The following is a 16,680-nucleotide window of genomic DNA, read 5'->3' on the forward strand; positions in this document are numbered from 1 at the left end:
TAATGCCAAAATGGAAAGAATTTGTATCAATATGTTGAGTCAAGATGAGAAGATGATTGGTTTATTTTTCTTTATTCTACATAAAACGTATTCTTTTCATAAAAATCCAATTTCTCAGGAAATATTTAACCTGGAAATATCGGGAGTGTTCTGGGTTGAACCCTCTTATGAAGCGATGGAAATTTGGAGAAAATGGGTGATCTCGAAACCAACAATAAAAAATACATGATCAAGCCTATCTCAGAGACGAAGGTTAGGTTGGTTGGAAGCTAATGCATCGGGATAAAATAAAAGAATCCGAGAGAGAAAAATTACGAAAACTCCAAGAATTATTAATTTCAAATCAAGTAACCTTGGTTTGTGATTAAATTTCACGAGGTGACAGATGAAGCGTGCATTTTATATGAAAACAAGAAAGCGTGTCCCGGGAGATGAAAAAAATAGTTATCTCGACAAAATTGGAGGGCTGCCTACTCATAAGCCGAATGAATTCCCTATTTATATTGACGATGTGAGATATGGATTTCTGATGCAAGTCTATTGCGATAAAGAGAAGTTTCCGAATATTGAAGGAGTTTTATGTTGGCAAATCTATCAACATGTTAGTGAACAAGATAGTCCAATCATTATAGAAGTACCGATTGGTGCAGAATTGAATAGTAATAACGAAGGTACTCCTATTAATCGATTGGAAGAGCGAATCATATATTATGAAGAAGGAATGGAGCCAGACGTATTGGAAGTTGGTATTGGAATATATCCTGAGGAAGAAGAACTAAAGTATTATTCGTCCAAAATAGGTGGTGCTGTTTCAGAAGAATTTATTGACTGTGACTACGAATATATTGGAACAATATTTGAGGATGTTCCGGAAGAATATGAGTTGAACTTTGGTATTGAGGCTTTAAAGTTAGTTAGAAATCGTGATGGGAAAATGGAATTAATATCGTAGAAAATTTAAGAAGAACGATTTTAATAAGTTAATAAGGACTGTTCATATACCTCAAACGAGTAAACAATGGACTAGGAAAAGGAATTGCGTTGGATATTTTTAACGATCATATTATTAGTTTTGAAAGGATAGAAAAATGGATCAAGAACTAAGAATACTAATAAAAAAACTTATTGGCGGTGAAATAACAGATCTAGAATTTTTGGATTTGTTCAACGGAAATATAGAAATAACCAGCTTCTTTGACAAATTGTTAGAAGTTATTTGTAGAGAAAAAAATAAAGATGACCTAGGATTAATATTTTATATAGGATTTTCATTTGATTTGTTTGATGAAAGACATTTGGAAATGTTAAACCAGTTAATTACTGAAGCTTGGCATAAGGCACATGAGGATATTGCTGGCTTGCTTCAATATTTTAAATCAAATTCATCAGTAGAAAGTCTTTATAAAGCAGCAATAACTAAATTTGAGTATCTTCATTACACAAATGCCCTTGTCGTAAAATGTATCTGGGCTCTAGGTGATATTCATACGCCAGAGTCTAAAGAGAAATTAGAACTCTTAAGTAAATCAAAGGAAAAAGAAATTAAAAAGAATGCTTTACACCAATTAAAAAGAATCTCTATAAAAAAGTAGTCTAAAATAATTTACCAAAGTGAACACATTTATGAAATATTCGAAAAAGCGACAAGGTGATTTAGTTACTTGTCGCTTTTTTTACACCCTCAGTTACAATTGTTGGAAGGTTTTCCGATTCAATTCTCGAATAAAAAAGATGTGATAGAACCCCCACAGACAGAGAACCAGCGGAAGTGGGACGAGACTTTTGGAAAACCGAATGAACCGAAATCGAATCAAAAGCCGCCGGAGAAGCCGCCTGAGGGGACGGGTGAAGAGAAGAAAAACATAACTGGTGAAACTAGTAGCACTAAAACCGGTAAGAAGGTCCATAAGCAAAAGGCAGATGAGCGTCGTGCTAGTGGCGATTACGATTTGGTTAATGAACCTTTAAAAGATAAAGATGGAAAAACAATTGAAGTACCAAAAAGAATAGACAAGCAGGGCAGACCTTCGAAGAAAACTCAAAAAGCTATACCCGATGCTGTACAAGGACCACCAAAAGGAAATATCATTGATGATAAGCCACTGGGTAGACCAATTTCTAAAGACAAGCAAGAAATAAGAAGGTTTATTAATGCGTATAAGATCAAGTATGGTGAACCACCTAAACAGATAATAATAGAACGATATGATCCAAAAACAGGAGCTCCAACTTATGATCCTAATGATTTTAAGATCCCATAAAGTATAGGAGGAATTTATGGAGTATCAGGTTTATAACGAAAACAATTATAAGGTCATTGTTACAGATGAACAATTGAATGAAGCTTTTCATAAAAACGGGGTAGAGTTACCTGTTGAGATAATAATTGCTATGGGTGCTTCACACGATACAAAGTATATTCCGAGACTACTTGAAGCTCTCTCTCATCAAACACAACGGATACGAATTGAGGCAATGTATAGTTTGCTAAGTCTAAATGATATTGGCTGTGTCTCTATACTTTCAGAAAAGGAGAAAGCGATCTTAGAGGATGATTTTAACGCTCCGATAAGTGAAAAGGCAATTCTCCAGTCCGTTCTCATACGTCTTGAAAAAGGGCCAAATGGCACTGAAGAAGCATTTTTCAAGGGAGATATCCTTCCTCTTGTTAAGACAGGGTTGTTATATAATTATTCTAGCAACTTAGTTTTAACTATGAATGATGTGCAATTTATCATTAATGCACTGAAAGCGTATGTTCATAAGAGTGAATTCTGGATGGCAAAAATGAAAAAAGATGAATATGAAGATGTGATAATTAAAGGATTAGAGGCACTTTGGACAGCAGCCGAAGATAGTTCCTTGTTAAGGAATTTAGGTCCTGAATACAATGAAAAGTTAGTTGAAGTAGGGACTCACGTGTTGAAAATGAAGATAGATTCTTATGCAAAAGAAATCATTGCAATATTTGCAAAAGCATTGTCACCCGAGTATGCCTATTTAATGTTAGAACCTATTATGAATGGACGCGCAAAGGGTGATGTCAAAAAGGAACTAGAAAAATCAATTCAGATTCTCCGCCAAAATGAAAGGGGAATCGAATAGAAAATGGGTATGGAACATAAAGCTTATTTATTTGATACAAATGGTTTTATGAAAGAATTAAGTGAGACTATCATTACTTCGGGTACTACGAATAATATTAAATTATTGAAGGAGTTTATTTTTAACCATTTGGGAATTGTTAGATCTGTATACACAGGGGAACTGCTAGATAAAGAGTGGGAACAAGAATTAGAAAATGGTGAGGTTCAAGAACTAGCTGATTTTGCTATGACATGTTACTATTCTCCAGATGAAGAACAGGGATTATCTTATTTGTGGGATGCACTGATTGAAGCACTAGTTAAGCTACCTACTAAATTTGATCCTAATTATTATATTCTCGGGCGTCCATTAGAATCAGAAATGTTTATTCTTGATCCAGGAGGAATGGGACTGGGATTTGTATACGCTGAAGACGTACCTAGTATGTATAACGAACTACTCGAATTAAAACGAAACCTAATAAGTAATGGTTTGCCGTCAAATGATTTAGTATATCATGCATCTTTTTCAGAATTAATAGAGGCTTATGACGAACTCGTAATCCTCTATAAAGATGCAACAGAAGCGAAGCGAGGTTTATTAATGACGTTTTAATAGATTTGACAAACTAAATCTCAATTTAATATTTCTAGGGTTACCTGGGTCTGTCAGGGTCTGCCTAAAATTTTGTATAATCAGATTTCAATCCCAGCAACAAAATCGTACAATACAACCAACAAACCAAACACTAAAAAACCTGACAAACACGCTTAGCAACTTTCAAAGGCTTATTCCACTTGAACTATAGAGGAGGAATAAGCCTTTTTGCATGTTCAAAATAACAGGCGAACTTCGGCAAGGAGCTCGTTCTTACTGCCAAGGAGAGCAAGGAAGGCAATATTTTTATCAAGCTGCATGAAGAGGATGGTATTGAGATTCACAGTATGCATCCCATTGTTTTTTCTTCGGAAAAGGATATGGAGATTACGTCAGACACCAAGGTTGAGATCAAGGCCAAAGAAGCGATCTACCTCATGTGCAGCACCAGCAGCATGATTTTGGACGGGGAAGTGGATCTTCAAGCGCAGAAGATTGAGATGGTCGGGCTGACGAAGGCACCTGTGGTTGTGGAGGATTTGCCGCAGGAGGAGGAAGAGGAAGAGCAGGAAGAGGAAGAGTCTGGCTGGGGTGGATTTCTGGATGGCTTGCAGCTTGGACTGGATCTTGTGGGACTCATTCCGGGTCTGGGAGAAATAGCGGACTTAGCGAATGCAGGAATCTCGCTCGCACGAGGAGACTATGCAGGAGCGGCGCTATCTTTGGCGGCGTGTATCCCTTTTGCAGGCTGGGGAGCTACGGGTGCAAAGCTGGGGATGAAGGCTCAAAAGGTTGTCACGAAAGGCAAGAAAGTCGCCAAGGCCACGGAGAATGCGACAAGCGCTACGAAAAAGGCAAAAGCTATCGTGAAGAATAAATCTCCAGGAAATGGCAGGGGAAAAGTGAGAACCGCAGCGCGCAATGCAAAAGAGGACATGAGCGAGCTGGAAGCTGTCCAGAAGATGAAGGATGGCATGCTGGCCAAGGCGATGCAAAAGCCTGCGGTACAGAAATCGATAGAGATTGGAAAAGAAGTTGCTCTGGAAGTGGGCATGGAACTTCTGGACGAGGCAACAGGTGGCGTGGCTTCACTGGCATTTGGAGTCGCAGGATCGCGTAGGGGGAGGAAGACTGGCGGTTCTGCAAGCGGGTCTGGCACGGGTAGATCAGAACCACAAGCAACCCAAAAGGATCGGTCACCCGACAAGGATCAAGCGAATGAACAGAAGTTACGGAAAGTGGCAAATGGAGATTCAGATTATTCCGGGGAAGTTCCGAAAAAAGGGGATACAAATAAGAAGTCGGGAGGAGGAAATGGTCAAGATACGGAGAAACCACCTAGTAAGCCTCCAGAAGGTGAGGGGACGGGAAATTCTACTGATGCATACGGTGGTTATTACCAACGTAAGCAACAAAGAACAGATGATTACAATAATAAAACTGGGAAATGGACACCTGCTAAGAAGACATCTCCACCTAATGGACCTTACCGGACAGACAGAGAAGCAGAAGAAGCAGCAAATATACTAGGTTTTGAAAAGGCCAATGGAGGTAGGGCTAAAGCGGCTGTCTTTTATTCAGAAGAACGAGGAGTTTATATAACAAGAGATATACCGCGGCAGAGCACGGGGAGTACAGATAACAGCGGTGTGTGGAAAATGGCTAATACAATAGAGGAGTTAATGATCAGGCAAACTAGATTGCGAACATATGATAAAAATTTAAATCGAATTGGAGATTAGAGTATGTATTATTGGCAAGTAAGAAAATACCCTCCTTTAAAAGAAGGGGAAGAGAATAAGCCTAAAATACCTACATGGACTTCGATAATTGACATAGGGCGGACTTATAATGGGGTAAGCCTCTCAATGAGCGAGTATTTATCTATTGAGCAAAAATATGTTAAGGCAGTAGAGGTCTATATGAACAGTATTCAAGTTCATGAATTAGAAATTTACTTAATAAGTAAATTAAGAGAAGAACTTTTTACTGAACACATTTTAAAGTATCCGAAGTGCTATTCTCAAGAGATTGTAGATTCTTATTACTCCTTACAGGACGGTTCTCTCCTTACAGGCAAACAAATAGAACATATCGTTAGATTGGGCATGAGAGAGGACGTTGCTTGTCAACTTAGAAATGGAGACAAATTTTTCTTGAACTTTTCCTACGATTATTACATGGATATTGGTAGCTCTATCATATGTGAGGATGCAATAATGGAGATAAGGAATCTAGGTCTATTTATAGACTTGTGGGAATGGCCATATGAAGGGAATGTATGGGAGAACTCTGTTGAATAGTTTGGATTATACCTTGATTGGCTTAATGCCTTTCAAGGTTCTTTCTTGGTGGGGCTATCCAGTGCAGAATGTACCCATCATTCAATTCTAGACGATGCGGTCAATGGGATACAGTGGCCCCGTCAACAATCTAACAGAAAAAGAAGCACTTATTATCGTGCAAGCATACAAAGATAAATACAAGTTTTACGGCCAATTAACCGGTGAAGTAAGATAATACGAACTTATCATTTCAGATGAAACGGCGCAGATGAAGAATGATCTTATGTAGAAATGGTCTAATCCATCAAAAAAGGTATAATTTAAAGTGTTAAAATGCAGTATATGTCTACGCTTCATGTGAAGGTATTGTTTCGAGCAGTTGAAACTACTAAGACCAAGGCAGGTGAATATTATGTTTAATATTAACATTGATACAAATAAATTAGATACGGAGTTAAAAAAATTATCTAGCTGGAAGGATTGGGATAGGATTCAGAAAGAAATATTTCATACTGATGAATGGCCTGAAACATCAATTGATAGATTAGAAGAGGATTTGGAAAGACCAGTTCAAATAATAGAAGGGTGTGAATGGGATTCTACTACTAATTCGTATGATGTTTCCCCAGAAATTATGCATTTATATGAAAAAACAAGATGGAGAGTATTTTCTATACTCGAACCAGAAGCGGATGAGGAAAATAAACAACATCCAGAATTGTACGGCAAACGGTGTATCTTTTGTAGGATTTGGACAAGGGATTTTTCGAAACAAAAATGCCCGAAATGTAGTAATGAGTTACTAAAATTACCACTTAATGAATGGGATTAGGATTAGTTTTTCTTGCCAAACGTTGTAAATCAATTGAAAGCAGTTGATGCTGCGGGTGAGGACTATGATGATTTTGTTGGAATACTGGAAGACTTGGAAACTGGCTGCTTCAAGAAGATGAAAATTATGGGGATAAGACTCAAATTGCAAAAGACATTAGAAGTGCCATGAAATGTGTCTAACTGGATGCGTTTCTGGTGGCAATATGAAAGATATGGATGCTTATGCTGCTGAATATTTAAAGCAATATTGGATGAAAAAGAATAAAGATTAATATTTGCTGATGGGGCACTACTTACTCCAAACTTCGATAAATTTGAATCCTTTTAAATTATTTTCTTCTACTATTTCTTTTATTTCATCTGAGACAAAAGTTTCTGTTCCATAAACACGTTCATTTAGAAAAACTTTAAAAATATTGTGCCCATTAATAACTTCAGGTTTAAAAGCATATTTATCGAAACCGACAATCAGACCCGTAGGAAGTTTTCGAAGCAATACACTTTCATAATCAACCGCTTGAAAAATACTTAATACGTGAAGTACATAATATTTTTCTTCTTTATGTTGAAGCGGAAGAAACTCTACAGAATTAGATAGTTTCGATTCCAGTACTTTCTTAGCCTTTTCACTTATAACCATTGCTTTTGAGTATCCCCAAAAATGAGGGAGGTCACTAAACTCTCCTTCCCCAATCATATAGACTTGAACTTCTCCCCAACTCTTTTGAAGCGGTGTTGAAGACTCAAATTTCCCAAAATATCTTTCCTGATCATCTTCAAAATTAACAAGTTGAAGAGAATTATATCTTTTGACATCACTTTCAATCTTCCATATTCTCACTAATTGCTCTCCTTTTAATTTTACAGTAAGCACCGTTAAGTAATTTGCCTCTTATTACATGTATAGTTTGAACTATGTCAGCCTGATTTTTAAGAACAATTTGTTTGATAAACAATAGCTCTGAATTTGGGATAGCTTGTTGATTGTTCAAGTTCGATCCAATACTTTGAAAATGATGTCCATGATCAGACAAAAAACTCCCAAGAGGAATATGGTTATGCCATGCCTCTTGAGTTTTTTCCTTAGTCGCTGTTCGTATTGTTGGTCTGTTTCTCCGGGCTGCTGCACTCCTTTAACTACTGTAATATTGTAAGATTTTCTGAAAGAAAGAAAAAAATACATTATGCCGGCAATCATCAATAACAAACCTATAAATAATAACATGATATACCTCCTCGTAGAATAAATACCAGCAATATATATCGGCATCCGAAGAGGTTATATTTACCTGTATTTTCTTTGAGTGCCAAGTTGTCGACTGGGAACAAGGTGAGGGTGTTGGTGTCCAAGAGTTATGATGATTTTCTTTCGTTTTTAATTGAGAGGTTTTCAAATAGTTAGGGTGTTATTTACTATTTGGATGTGTCCCCAATGATAGTTTGACTGACCAAAAGGACGGACACCCTAGGCTGGGAGCCATTCGCCGCCTTGAAGATTTGCAACGTGAAGCAGCCGTCCGGCTTGTGCCGCACGGCTTTTCGTGATGAATACATTGAAGCGCCTTTACTTGGAAAATCCAGCGACGATATCCGCTGCTGCCCGTACGAGCTCGGGGTCGACCGTATCCTGCGCGCGGTTCCCGCGGCGCACGCCAGTGCCCATATGTACCTCACGTACGCCGGTATCCCGAATAAACGAGGCCAGCGACTGGAGGTTGAGCCCGCTGCCTGCGAGAATGGCGATCGGATGCGACAGCTCGACGGCCTGCAGCCGGAGAATCTCGTCCCGGGCATCCAGCACGCTCGGCTTGCCGCCGGACGTCAGCACCCGGTGGATTTGCGGATATTGGGCGAGTACGTGCAGCGTGCCTTCCAGATCGTCCGTCTCGTCAATCGCCCGGTGAAAGGTGACCGACAATTCGCCGACCTCGGCCAGCAGCTTCTCAAGCAGCTCCGTATCCACCTTGCGTTCCGGCGTCAAGCAGCCGGTTACGATTCCGGCGGCGCCGAGACGCCGTACCGTCCGAATATCCGTCAGCATCGTTTCGAGGTCCCATTCGTCGTAACAGAACGAATTGCTGTGCGGGCGAATCATGACATTGACGGGAATGCTGACCGAAGCGACAACCTGTTCGATGAGTCCATAGCTTGGAGTTACGCCGCCTTCGCAGATGCCGGAAATGAGCTCGATTCGTCCCGCTCCGTTTTTTTCGGCAATAATAGCATCGGCCACGCTCGTGGCAATGACTTCCAAGATCATGTTGACAAGCTCCTTTTATATAAATTGGGAAATATGCGGACTTGAAAAACAAGCGCGAATCAATCGGAACCATCGCGGGCTTTCATACGCCTAAGCTCCTTTAAGGAATAGAAGGTGCCTCTCCAATATATCCCGCCTTGCTTCAGGGTCAGCCAGACCGAGCGGGTGACGATATAGCATAACAGAACGACGCTCAGAGGCATCAGCAGCGCCTCGGATCCGCCTTCTCCGGTGATCGAGCGGATCAGCAGAAAATAGACGGCGAGCATCAGCGCGACCGATAGAGCGAAGCCCCAGGCCGCCGGGCCGGACAGAAGCAGCATGCCCGCCCAAGGGAACAGGAACAGCGCAAGCTGACCCAGCACGCCGAGAGCCGCGAAGCTTAAACGATAGCCGAAGCCCGAAAACAAGTTTTTCTCCAGACCGCGAATGGCCTCCCCGAGGCTTGTATACCATTCGACGGCAATATGCTCCGTGCCGGAGGCGAGCCGCTGCCGGAGCCGGGCTTCCTTGACCTTCCGGCCGAGCTGAAGATCGTCGTCCGGCCGCAGCGCGATGGCTTGGTGCGTGCCGATCCGCTCATACGCCTGTCTTGTGATCAGATTGAAGGCGCCGATCCCCATCCCGTGCCGGTTCTGGAAGTCGTCGTTCCCCCGCCAAGGGCGGATGTAAAGACTGAGCGTAAAAAAGAAAAATTGCACGAACGTCCGAAGCCATAAGCCTCGTACAAGCATCCGAGGGGCCAGCGTCACGTGATCCGCCTGCTGCTCCTGCAGGAAGCGGACCGCATCCTCAACCGTTTGCGGCTCGAACTGCACGTCGGCGTCCGTGAATAGCAAATATTTGCCCCGCGCCTGCAAATAGCCTTGATACAGCGCATGATTTTTGCCAAGCCAGCCGGATGGCAGCGACGTAATGTGAATGACCCGCAGCGGCACCGCGATGCCGGCCCGTCCCTCGGACCACCGCCGCAGCTCATCCAGCTTGCGTCCGGTCGTATCCTGCGACCGGTCGTTCACGGCGATGATTTCGATCCGGGGGTACGTTTGCCCGAGCAGATGCTTCACCGTTTCGACGATGGACGATTCCTCTTCTTTCGCCGCGATAATAATCGAGACGAGGGGCGCTTCGGACTCTTTGCCGTCCTGAGAAGTTCTGCCCGTTTTCCACCCCGCTTGTCCCGGCTCCGGGCGGGGAAGCTTCAGCATCCATTGCCGCGCCCGCAGCGTGTCCCACAGCATGAACAGCCAGTAGGCAAGCGCCGCCAGCGCCCATATGTCCATGACCCCCATCGGGTTGATCCCTGCCTTCCGCCGGTTCTGAGCTGTACTTGCACTCATCTTGCTTTGTCCGAATTATAGCATGTCTCGCGCGGTAGGAACAAATATTGAAAGCGGTATTCCTATGCAGTATGCTACTATATAAACAACAACGGAAAGGGGAAACGCAATGACGAACGAGCAGGCGCAGCCGTTATTCCGCAAGAAGCTGAAGGCTGCCGAGCTGCCCGATTTTTTGCGTATGATTCGAACGCGCGGCCTGACGGCGGAAGACTTGGTGTTTCTGTGCATCGGCACAGACCGCTCCACGGGCGACGCTCTCGGACCGCTGGCCGGCACGATGCTGCAGGAGGCGGGATATCCGCATGTGGTCGGTACGCTTGCCCATCCGTTCGATGCAAGCAACATGCGGGAGCGGCTGAATGAAATTCCGCAGGGGAAAACCGTGATTGCGATCGACGCTTGTCTCGGTCAGGCCGCCTCCTTAGCCTGGTACCAGGTGTCCAACCGGCCGTTGGAGCCGGGCAAGTCGGTCGGCAAGCAGCTTCCACACGTCGGCGACTATTCGATTGCCGGGATCGTCAATGTGGATGCCGGGCAAAAATACGCCATTCTGCAAAGCACTTCCTTATTCCGCGTCATGAACATGGCCAGAGAAGTCGTGTCGGCCATCCGCAGCGTATTCCCGCCGGAGGAAGCGGCTTGTCCGCAGATCAGGGAAGAAGCATGAAAAGACCGGCCCCCGTCCGCACGGGCATTGTGCCATGCGCCGGATGCCGTCCCGCAGCAATAGAGCCGCCACTCCATTTGGAGCAGCGGCTCTTTGCCGTTTGGCGTGCGCCGTATGGAATTATGCCGTTGCCTTCAAACCGACGATGCCGCCGACGATGCACAGCAGGAACAGAACACGCAGCAGATCGCGCGGCTCGCCCAGAAAAAACATCCCCACAATGACCGTACCTAACGCGCCGATGCCGGTCCATATCGCGTATGCCGTACCGATCGGCAGCGTCTTGAGCGCTTGAGACAAAAAATAAAAGCTGACAATCATCCCTGCGATCGTCACGACGCTCGGCCAAAGCCGGGTCCAGCCCTGCGTATATTTTAAGCCGATCGCCCATACGACCTCCATAACCCCTGCAATCGTCAAATAAACCCATGCCATCATCATCATCCGCTCCCTTCTACGATGTCCTGTCTTCCGCAATGCCTTTCCAGTAGATTCCCCAAACGGCTGCCAGCCGATGCTCCCAGTCGTCTGGCCGGTAATAGAACTGCTGCAGGAACGACCCGTCCAGCAGGCAGTAAAACGAGGCGATCAAATCCTCGGAGCGCTCGCGTCGCAGCATGCCTGAAGCCATGCCCTCCTCGAAAACCTTCTGCAGCAGCCCGGTAAGCTGCTCCTCCGATGCGGCAAACCGTTCGCGCAGCACCTCCTGCAGCGCATTCGGCGGGAACATCATCGTCCGCTTAAGAAAGGTCGAGTATTCCTCGCTAAGCAAGTAGGTGCGGCACACGTCATACAGAATCGTCCGCAGCTTTTGCTCCGTGTCGAGCCCGGTCAGCTTCTCGGTCAATTGCCGGACACGGGAGGCGTGCTCGGCCAGGCAATCGTCGTATACGGCCAGAAACAGCTCTTCCTTGCTCTTGAAATGCGCGTAGAGCGAAGGCGTCTTGATCCCGACCTCCTTGGCGATTTCCGATAGCGGCACCGCGTCGTAGCTGTTCTGCGCGAAGAGCCGCAGCGCGGATGCCTTGATTTTGTGAACTGTCATAAACAAGCACCTTCCTAACTAACGATAATTAGGTTGAATTCATTATAGAACAACTTTCCTTCAGGATCAACCCGCTTTTTAAAAAAATTACACATATCCCGGTTCGTCCGAATATATAATGGGTATTACCTTTTTAGTGTTCAACGGAAAGGAGCATGCACATGAGAGAAGTGAGACATATCAATCTGAGCGATCCGGACGGCCGGGTGTACTGCTGTCTGCGGAATAGAGTCGTGAAGCTGGATGATGAACAGAAACAAGCTTTTTGCAGCGGATGCCGCATGTATGCGGGAGAAGCGAGCGGGAAAGGCGTCGAATGCGTATGGGAGGACCTTCGTCCGGTGGGCAATCCGCACGTGGTCCGCGATCCGTTCGCCGAGCTGGCCAGCAATCAGAAGAGGCAAATTTGGCCGACGGATCATCTGTCCACCTGCATGGTGTTTGGCGGATGAGAAAAAGAGGGATTGGAAGGAAAATGTCGAATGCTATGCAGAGAGGTCGCAAGCCTGTTTTCTTCAGGCGTAACGACCTCTCTGCGGCGTTTATAGCATATCCCAGATTTGCTTGCCGATCAAAATGGCGGTAATTCCGATAAACAGCGGCTTCACGTACTTGGAGCCTTTACGGATGGCAACCTGCGAGCCGACAAGCGAGCCGGCGATCATGGCTAGGCCCATTGGCAGACCGTAGCCGAGATGCACCGACTTTAACCAGAAAAACGACGCCAAGGAAGCGACGTTGCTGGCGAAGTTGAGCACCTTGGCATTGGCCGAAGCGCCCACAAAATCAAAGCCCAGCATCAGAAACAGAAAAAGCAGGAACGAGCCGGCGCCAGGGCCGAAAAATCCGTCGTAAAAACCTAAAGCGAACGCGCATACCGCCGTCGCGAGCCCGCGGGCGAACGTGAACCGGACCTGCTGTCCCGAGCCGTCCCAGTTTTTTTTCAGCAGCGTATAGATGAGAATGACGATCAGCAGACCGACCACCAGCGGCTTCAAGAAGGTGGACGGGACCAGATGGATCGTATACGTGCCGAGAGCCGACCCGATGAAGGATAACGGAAACAGGAGCAGCACCAGCTTGCCGTTAATTTTGCCGGAAAATAAAAAAGAGGCGGTGCTGGTTAACGACGATAGCGTTCCCCCCAGCTTGTTCGTTCCGAGCACCATATTGGTCGGAAGTCCGGTGAACATCAGCGCGGGAACGGCGATGAGTCCTCCTCCACCGACGACGGAGTCGATGAAGGCGGCGGCGAACCCGACAATAACAAGAAACAAAATCATATCAAATGAGGGCAGTTCCACGAGCAATTTCTCCTTACGACGTCAAGTCAAATACTGGTGAACCGAAACTAATAATGCATTCTAAAGTATAAAAAAAAATACAGGCTTGTACAATGTTAATTTGTTGGGGACATTACTTGGGAGAGAGGAGAGGGTCCATGATTCGCTTCATGCGGCCCCGGACGGTGAAGCAGCGTTTTCGTCTGTGGATTGCGCTGGCCATTCTCATGCTCGGGCTTTCGATCAACATCGCCTTTTATATATTGTATCAGCAGGAAGCTCAGGCAGAGGCGCTGCGCAATTTGTCGGACAAGCTGAATCTGCAGACGTTGTTCATCGACCGGTGGGTGCAGGAGCGGGAGCTGGATATGCGTCTGCTTACCGAGGATGAGGCCGTCAGAACGCTGAACAAGCCCTTGATGGAGGCAATTTTCCGCGATTTCACCATATTGCAGCGAGACTTCGCTTCGCTATCCTATGTGAACGCTGACGGTATCACGGAAGTGGATACCTATTCGGCTACGGGCCTTCAGGTCAACGAGCGCGATTACTATTGGGCGGCGAAACAGGGCAAACCGTCGATGTCCAATGTCATCATCGGCAAAGCATCCGGCGAGCCGGTCATTATTTTCTCCGCCCCGACCTATGACGAAGGGGGACGATGGACGGGGCTGCTGCTTGGTTCGGTCAAGCTGGAGACGATTCAGCGAGTGGTAGGTTCCCTGCATTCCGGGGAGACGGCGGACTTTTATCTCCTCGACCGGGTCGGCGTACCGATGACGAAGCCGCGCTTTATCGACGACGTACGCCAGAACGCGCAGCCGATCTCGACGGACATTACGCGCCGGGCCTCGGTGCAGGCGGTCTCGAAGGAGGCATATGCCAACTACAAGGGAGACATCGTGTTCGGTTCGTACCAGTGGATAGCCGGCCACCGCTGGCTGCTGGTAGGCGAAGTGAGCAAGAAGGAACTATATTCGAATTTGTACGGGCTGATGCTCGTTTTTATCGCCATAACGCTGGCCACGCTGATGCTAAGCTTCAGCGGCATCGTTATTCTTACGCGGCGGATCGAACGTCCGCTTGAATTTTTGCTGCAGGGCACCCGCATCATCAAGGAGGGGCAATACGGATACCGCATCGACCCGGCCGTCTTCAAGCACGCCCCTGCCGAGCTTCAGGAGCTGTGCGATACGTACAACCTGATGAGCCGTAAGCTGAAAACGACAGTCAAGCTGCTTGAGGAGTCGGCTATGATCGATCCGCTCACCGAACTATACAACCGCCGGTATATGATGCAGAACGGCAACCAGCGTCTGCTTCGGGCCTTGGAAGCGGGGTATCCCTGCTCGGTGCTGTTAATCGACATCGATTATTTCAAGCAGGTCAACGACACGCATGGCCATTTGGTCGGAGACCGGGTGCTGCGGCATGTGGCGGGAGTGCTGCAGAGGCAGACGGGAGGCGACGAATTAGCTGCCCGGTATGGCGGAGAGGAATTTATGGTGCTTGCGCTGCGTTTGGACACCGTGCAGGCCAGAGCCTTGGCGGAGACAATCCGCCGGGCCGTCGCCGCGGAGCCCTATGAGGCAGACGGCATACGTATCGAGCTGACGGTTAGCATCGGCGGCGCAGTGTGCACAGATTTGGTCGAAGGGGCGGACGCGAAACTGCCGCTGGAGCAAATGATCGAAGAAGGGGACAAAGCGCTATACCTGGCCAAGCAGCTCGGCCGCAACCGGGTCGAATGGGAATCCGGTCCGCCGGGAGACGGCTGATCGGACGCCATGCGTTCAGGAGCGGGACCTGCCTTTTCACCTCCGGGCGAAAGCCTGCATATACTGGGTTCATCGGCCTTGGGGCGCTTAAGGAGGCAGGGACGCAGTGGAATGGGAGGAATATGAACGGGCAAGACGGGAGCGCATCGTGACCCGCCGGTTGACGAAGCCCCGACTTGACGTGAAATATCCGCAGGTGCTGGGACTTCAAAACCTGGTTGTCCAGCGAAGCGTCAATCATTCGATTCTGGACGCCATCTACAAGCTGATCCGCAAGCAGGACTATGTGCAGGACCAGACCAGAACGGTATCGGGCAGCTATAAGGTCAAGCTGCATAAAAACGGCCTGCTCAGCTTGCTGTACGACGTTTACGGATACTCTCAGGGAGCGGCGCACGGCCTTACCTACCAGAGCTCGCAGACGTTTAATTTGCGGAACGGTAGGGAGTATCCAATAAAGGACTTGTTCAAGCCGGGAAGCGATTATGTCCGCCGGCTGTCCGCGATTATCCGCCGCAGGTTCAAGGAGCAGGATATTCCGATGATCGCGGAATTTCATTCGATCCGTCCCGATCAAGACTTTTATTTGACGGACCGTGCCATCGGCATTTATTTTCAACTTTACGAATATACGCCGTATGCCTACGGTTTTCCGACGTTTGAAATCCCTTTTACGGAAGTCGCGGACATTCTCGATCCGAACGGTCCGGTCGCTTTGTTGGCCTACCGTTGAACGGTTTTTAGGTCGCCGGCGCCGCTTCCGGAGGGTCGCCGGCTTTGTTGCTGCAATTCGATAACCTTAGGAAGGCGAGGCGAAACTATGACCAAGCATGCCATCGTCGCAGGGAGCACAGGGCTTGTCGGGCGCGAGCTGGTAAGCTTGCTTCTGGAGCACCCCGCTTACGACCGGGTGGTCACGCTGGTACGGACCGACTCGGGAATCCGGCATCCGAAGCTCGAACAGCGCGTCATTTCCTTCGACCGTCTGGCTGACGAGGCGGCTGGCGGCTTTGAGGGCGCCGACGTGTTCTGCGCTCTCGGGACGACGATCAAGAAAGCGAAGTCGCAGGAGCAGTTCCGCAAGGTCGATTACGGCTATCCGATGGAGCTCGGCCGGCTGGCATCCGTGTCAGACGCCGCGCAATTTCTCGTCGTCACGGCCATCGGATCGGACAAGCAGTCGGCCTTTTTTTACAGCCGGGTTAAAGGCGAAACCGAAGAGGGGCTCCGAGCGCTCGGGCTGCCGTCGCTGCATATTTTCCGTCCTTCGCTGCTGCTCGGCGAGCGGGAAGAGGTCCGCTTCGGGGAGCGCATGGCTGCGCTTCTGTCCCAAGTCGCCGGCTTTGCCATGCGCGGGCCGCTTCGGCCGTACAAGCCGATCGCCGCGCGAACGGTGGCCAAGGGCATGCTCGAAGCGGCGCTTCGCGGCGCCCCGGGCACTCATGTGTACCCGTCGGACCGGATCGAAGCGCTGGCTTCCGAATTATGAAAAAGGCCGCGG

Annotated in this window: 20 protein-coding genes; 14 read left to right on the forward strand and 6 right to left on the reverse strand. The window is 47.3% G+C overall.

Translation table 11 applies throughout. The features are described from left to right. The first annotated feature begins 385 nt into the window (after nt 1-385). From KQX66_RS11820 to KQX66_RS11860, 9 genes are all read left to right on the forward strand, one after another. The gene (locus KQX66_RS11820) at nt 386-952 is read left to right on the forward strand and encodes a hypothetical protein (protein WP_216792657.1); all 567 of its coding nucleotides are present in this window, start codon (nt 386-388) and stop codon (nt 950-952) included. Nucleotides 953-1,088: 136 nt separating this feature from the next. Continuing rightward, entirely contained in the window at nt 1,089-1,592 is a 504-nt protein-coding gene (locus KQX66_RS11825) for a hypothetical protein (RefSeq protein ID WP_216792658.1), read from the forward strand. Between the two features lie 69 nt (nt 1,593-1,661). After that, the gene (locus KQX66_RS11830) at nt 1,662-2,261 is read left to right on the forward strand and encodes a hypothetical protein (RefSeq protein WP_216792659.1); all 600 of its coding nucleotides are present in this window, start codon (nt 1,662-1,664) and stop codon (nt 2,259-2,261) included. A 16-nt stretch (nt 2,262-2,277) separates the two neighbouring features. Continuing rightward, nucleotides 2,278-3,105, forward strand: coding sequence for a hypothetical protein (locus KQX66_RS11835; RefSeq protein ID WP_216792660.1), 828 nt, complete (start codon nt 2,278-2,280; stop codon nt 3,103-3,105). Between the two features lie 3 nt (nt 3,106-3,108). Then, nucleotides 3,109-3,702: a hypothetical protein gene (locus KQX66_RS11840; protein ID WP_054974813.1), complete on the forward strand. Its 594-nt coding sequence runs from the start codon at nt 3,109-3,111 to the stop codon at nt 3,700-3,702. A 329-nt stretch (nt 3,703-4,031) separates the two neighbouring features. Next, nucleotides 4,032-5,426 (forward strand): toxin C-terminal domain-containing protein, encoded by a 1,395-nt coding sequence (locus KQX66_RS37360; protein ID WP_253957087.1) that lies wholly within the window; start codon nt 4,032-4,034, stop codon nt 5,424-5,426. A 3-nt stretch (nt 5,427-5,429) separates the two neighbouring features. After that, complete coding sequence (locus KQX66_RS11850; protein WP_216792661.1) at nt 5,430-5,987, forward strand: hypothetical protein; 558 nt, start codon at nt 5,430-5,432, stop codon at nt 5,985-5,987. Between the two features lie 394 nt (nt 5,988-6,381). Beyond that, nucleotides 6,382-6,801, forward strand: a complete 420-nt coding sequence (locus KQX66_RS11855) for a hypothetical protein (protein WP_216792662.1) — start codon at nt 6,382-6,384, stop codon at nt 6,799-6,801. A 12-nt stretch (nt 6,802-6,813) separates the two neighbouring features. Then, entirely contained in the window at nt 6,814-6,972 is a 159-nt protein-coding gene (locus KQX66_RS11860) for a hypothetical protein (protein ID WP_216792728.1), read from the forward strand. Between the two features lie 120 nt (nt 6,973-7,092). Here KQX66_RS11860 and KQX66_RS11865 read toward each other — a convergent pair whose 3' ends face one another. The 3 genes from KQX66_RS11865 to KQX66_RS11875 form a co-directional block, all read right to left on the reverse strand. Beyond that, nucleotides 7,093-7,644 carry an imm11 family protein gene (locus KQX66_RS11865; protein ID WP_216792663.1) on the reverse strand — a complete coding sequence of 184 codons (552 nt, stop codon included), beginning with the start codon at nt 7,642-7,644 and terminating at the stop codon, nt 7,093-7,095. Between the two features lie 723 nt (nt 7,645-8,367). Beyond that, a complete protein-coding gene (locus KQX66_RS11870) occupies nt 8,368-9,063 on the reverse strand; it encodes a copper homeostasis protein CutC (protein ID WP_216792664.1) in 696 nt (231 codons plus the stop codon). A 59-nt stretch (nt 9,064-9,122) separates the two neighbouring features. Then, nucleotides 9,123-10,355: a glycosyltransferase family 2 protein gene (locus tag KQX66_RS11875; RefSeq protein WP_216792724.1), complete on the reverse strand. Its 1,233-nt coding sequence runs from the start codon at nt 10,353-10,355 to the stop codon at nt 9,123-9,125. A 157-nt stretch (nt 10,356-10,512) separates the two neighbouring features. Between KQX66_RS11875 and yyaC the strand changes: the two genes are divergently transcribed. Next, complete coding sequence (yyaC, locus tag KQX66_RS11880) at nt 10,513-11,073, forward strand: spore protease YyaC (RefSeq protein WP_216792665.1); 561 nt, start codon at nt 10,513-10,515, stop codon at nt 11,071-11,073. A gap of 120 nt (nt 11,074-11,193) precedes the next feature. Here yyaC and sugE read toward each other — a convergent pair whose 3' ends face one another. Further along, nucleotides 11,194-11,508, reverse strand: coding sequence for a quaternary ammonium compound efflux SMR transporter SugE (gene sugE / locus KQX66_RS11885; RefSeq protein WP_036684908.1), 315 nt, complete (start codon nt 11,506-11,508; stop codon nt 11,194-11,196). Nucleotides 11,509-11,527: 19 nt separating this feature from the next. After that, on the reverse strand, nt 11,528-12,118 hold the full coding sequence (locus tag KQX66_RS11890; protein ID WP_216792666.1) for a TetR/AcrR family transcriptional regulator: 591 nt from the start codon (nt 12,116-12,118) through the stop codon (nt 11,528-11,530). A gap of 161 nt (nt 12,119-12,279) precedes the next feature. On the opposite strand from KQX66_RS11890, the gene KQX66_RS11895 reads away from it, so the two are divergent. Then, nucleotides 12,280-12,570: a hypothetical protein gene (locus KQX66_RS11895; RefSeq protein ID WP_216792667.1), complete on the forward strand. Its 291-nt coding sequence runs from the start codon at nt 12,280-12,282 to the stop codon at nt 12,568-12,570. Between the two features lie 90 nt (nt 12,571-12,660). Here the strand turns inward: KQX66_RS11895 and KQX66_RS11900 are convergent, their stop codons facing one another. Continuing rightward, nucleotides 12,661-13,422, reverse strand: coding sequence for a sulfite exporter TauE/SafE family protein (locus KQX66_RS11900; RefSeq protein WP_216792668.1), 762 nt, complete (start codon nt 13,420-13,422; stop codon nt 12,661-12,663). 137 nt (nt 13,423-13,559) lie between these two features. Between KQX66_RS11900 and KQX66_RS11905 the strand changes: the two genes are divergently transcribed. From KQX66_RS11905 to KQX66_RS11915, 3 genes are all read left to right on the forward strand, one after another. Next, nucleotides 13,560-15,179 (forward strand): sensor domain-containing diguanylate cyclase, encoded by a 1,620-nt coding sequence (locus tag KQX66_RS11905; protein ID WP_216792669.1) that lies wholly within the window; start codon nt 13,560-13,562, stop codon nt 15,177-15,179. 106 nt (nt 15,180-15,285) lie between these two features. Next, nucleotides 15,286-15,912 carry a DUF3298 and DUF4163 domain-containing protein gene (locus KQX66_RS11910; RefSeq protein ID WP_216792670.1) on the forward strand — a complete coding sequence of 209 codons (627 nt, stop codon included), beginning with the start codon at nt 15,286-15,288 and terminating at the stop codon, nt 15,910-15,912. An 87-nt stretch (nt 15,913-15,999) separates the two neighbouring features. Beyond that, nucleotides 16,000-16,668: a Rossmann-fold NAD(P)-binding domain-containing protein gene (locus tag KQX66_RS11915; RefSeq protein WP_216792671.1), complete on the forward strand. Its 669-nt coding sequence runs from the start codon at nt 16,000-16,002 to the stop codon at nt 16,666-16,668. Nucleotides 16,669-16,680: the final 12 nt, after the last annotated feature.

Source organism: Paenibacillus oleatilyticus, assembly GCF_018998565.1.
Taxonomy (GTDB): Bacteria; Bacillota; Bacilli; order Paenibacillales; family NBRC-103111; genus Paenibacillus_G; species Paenibacillus_G oleatilyticus.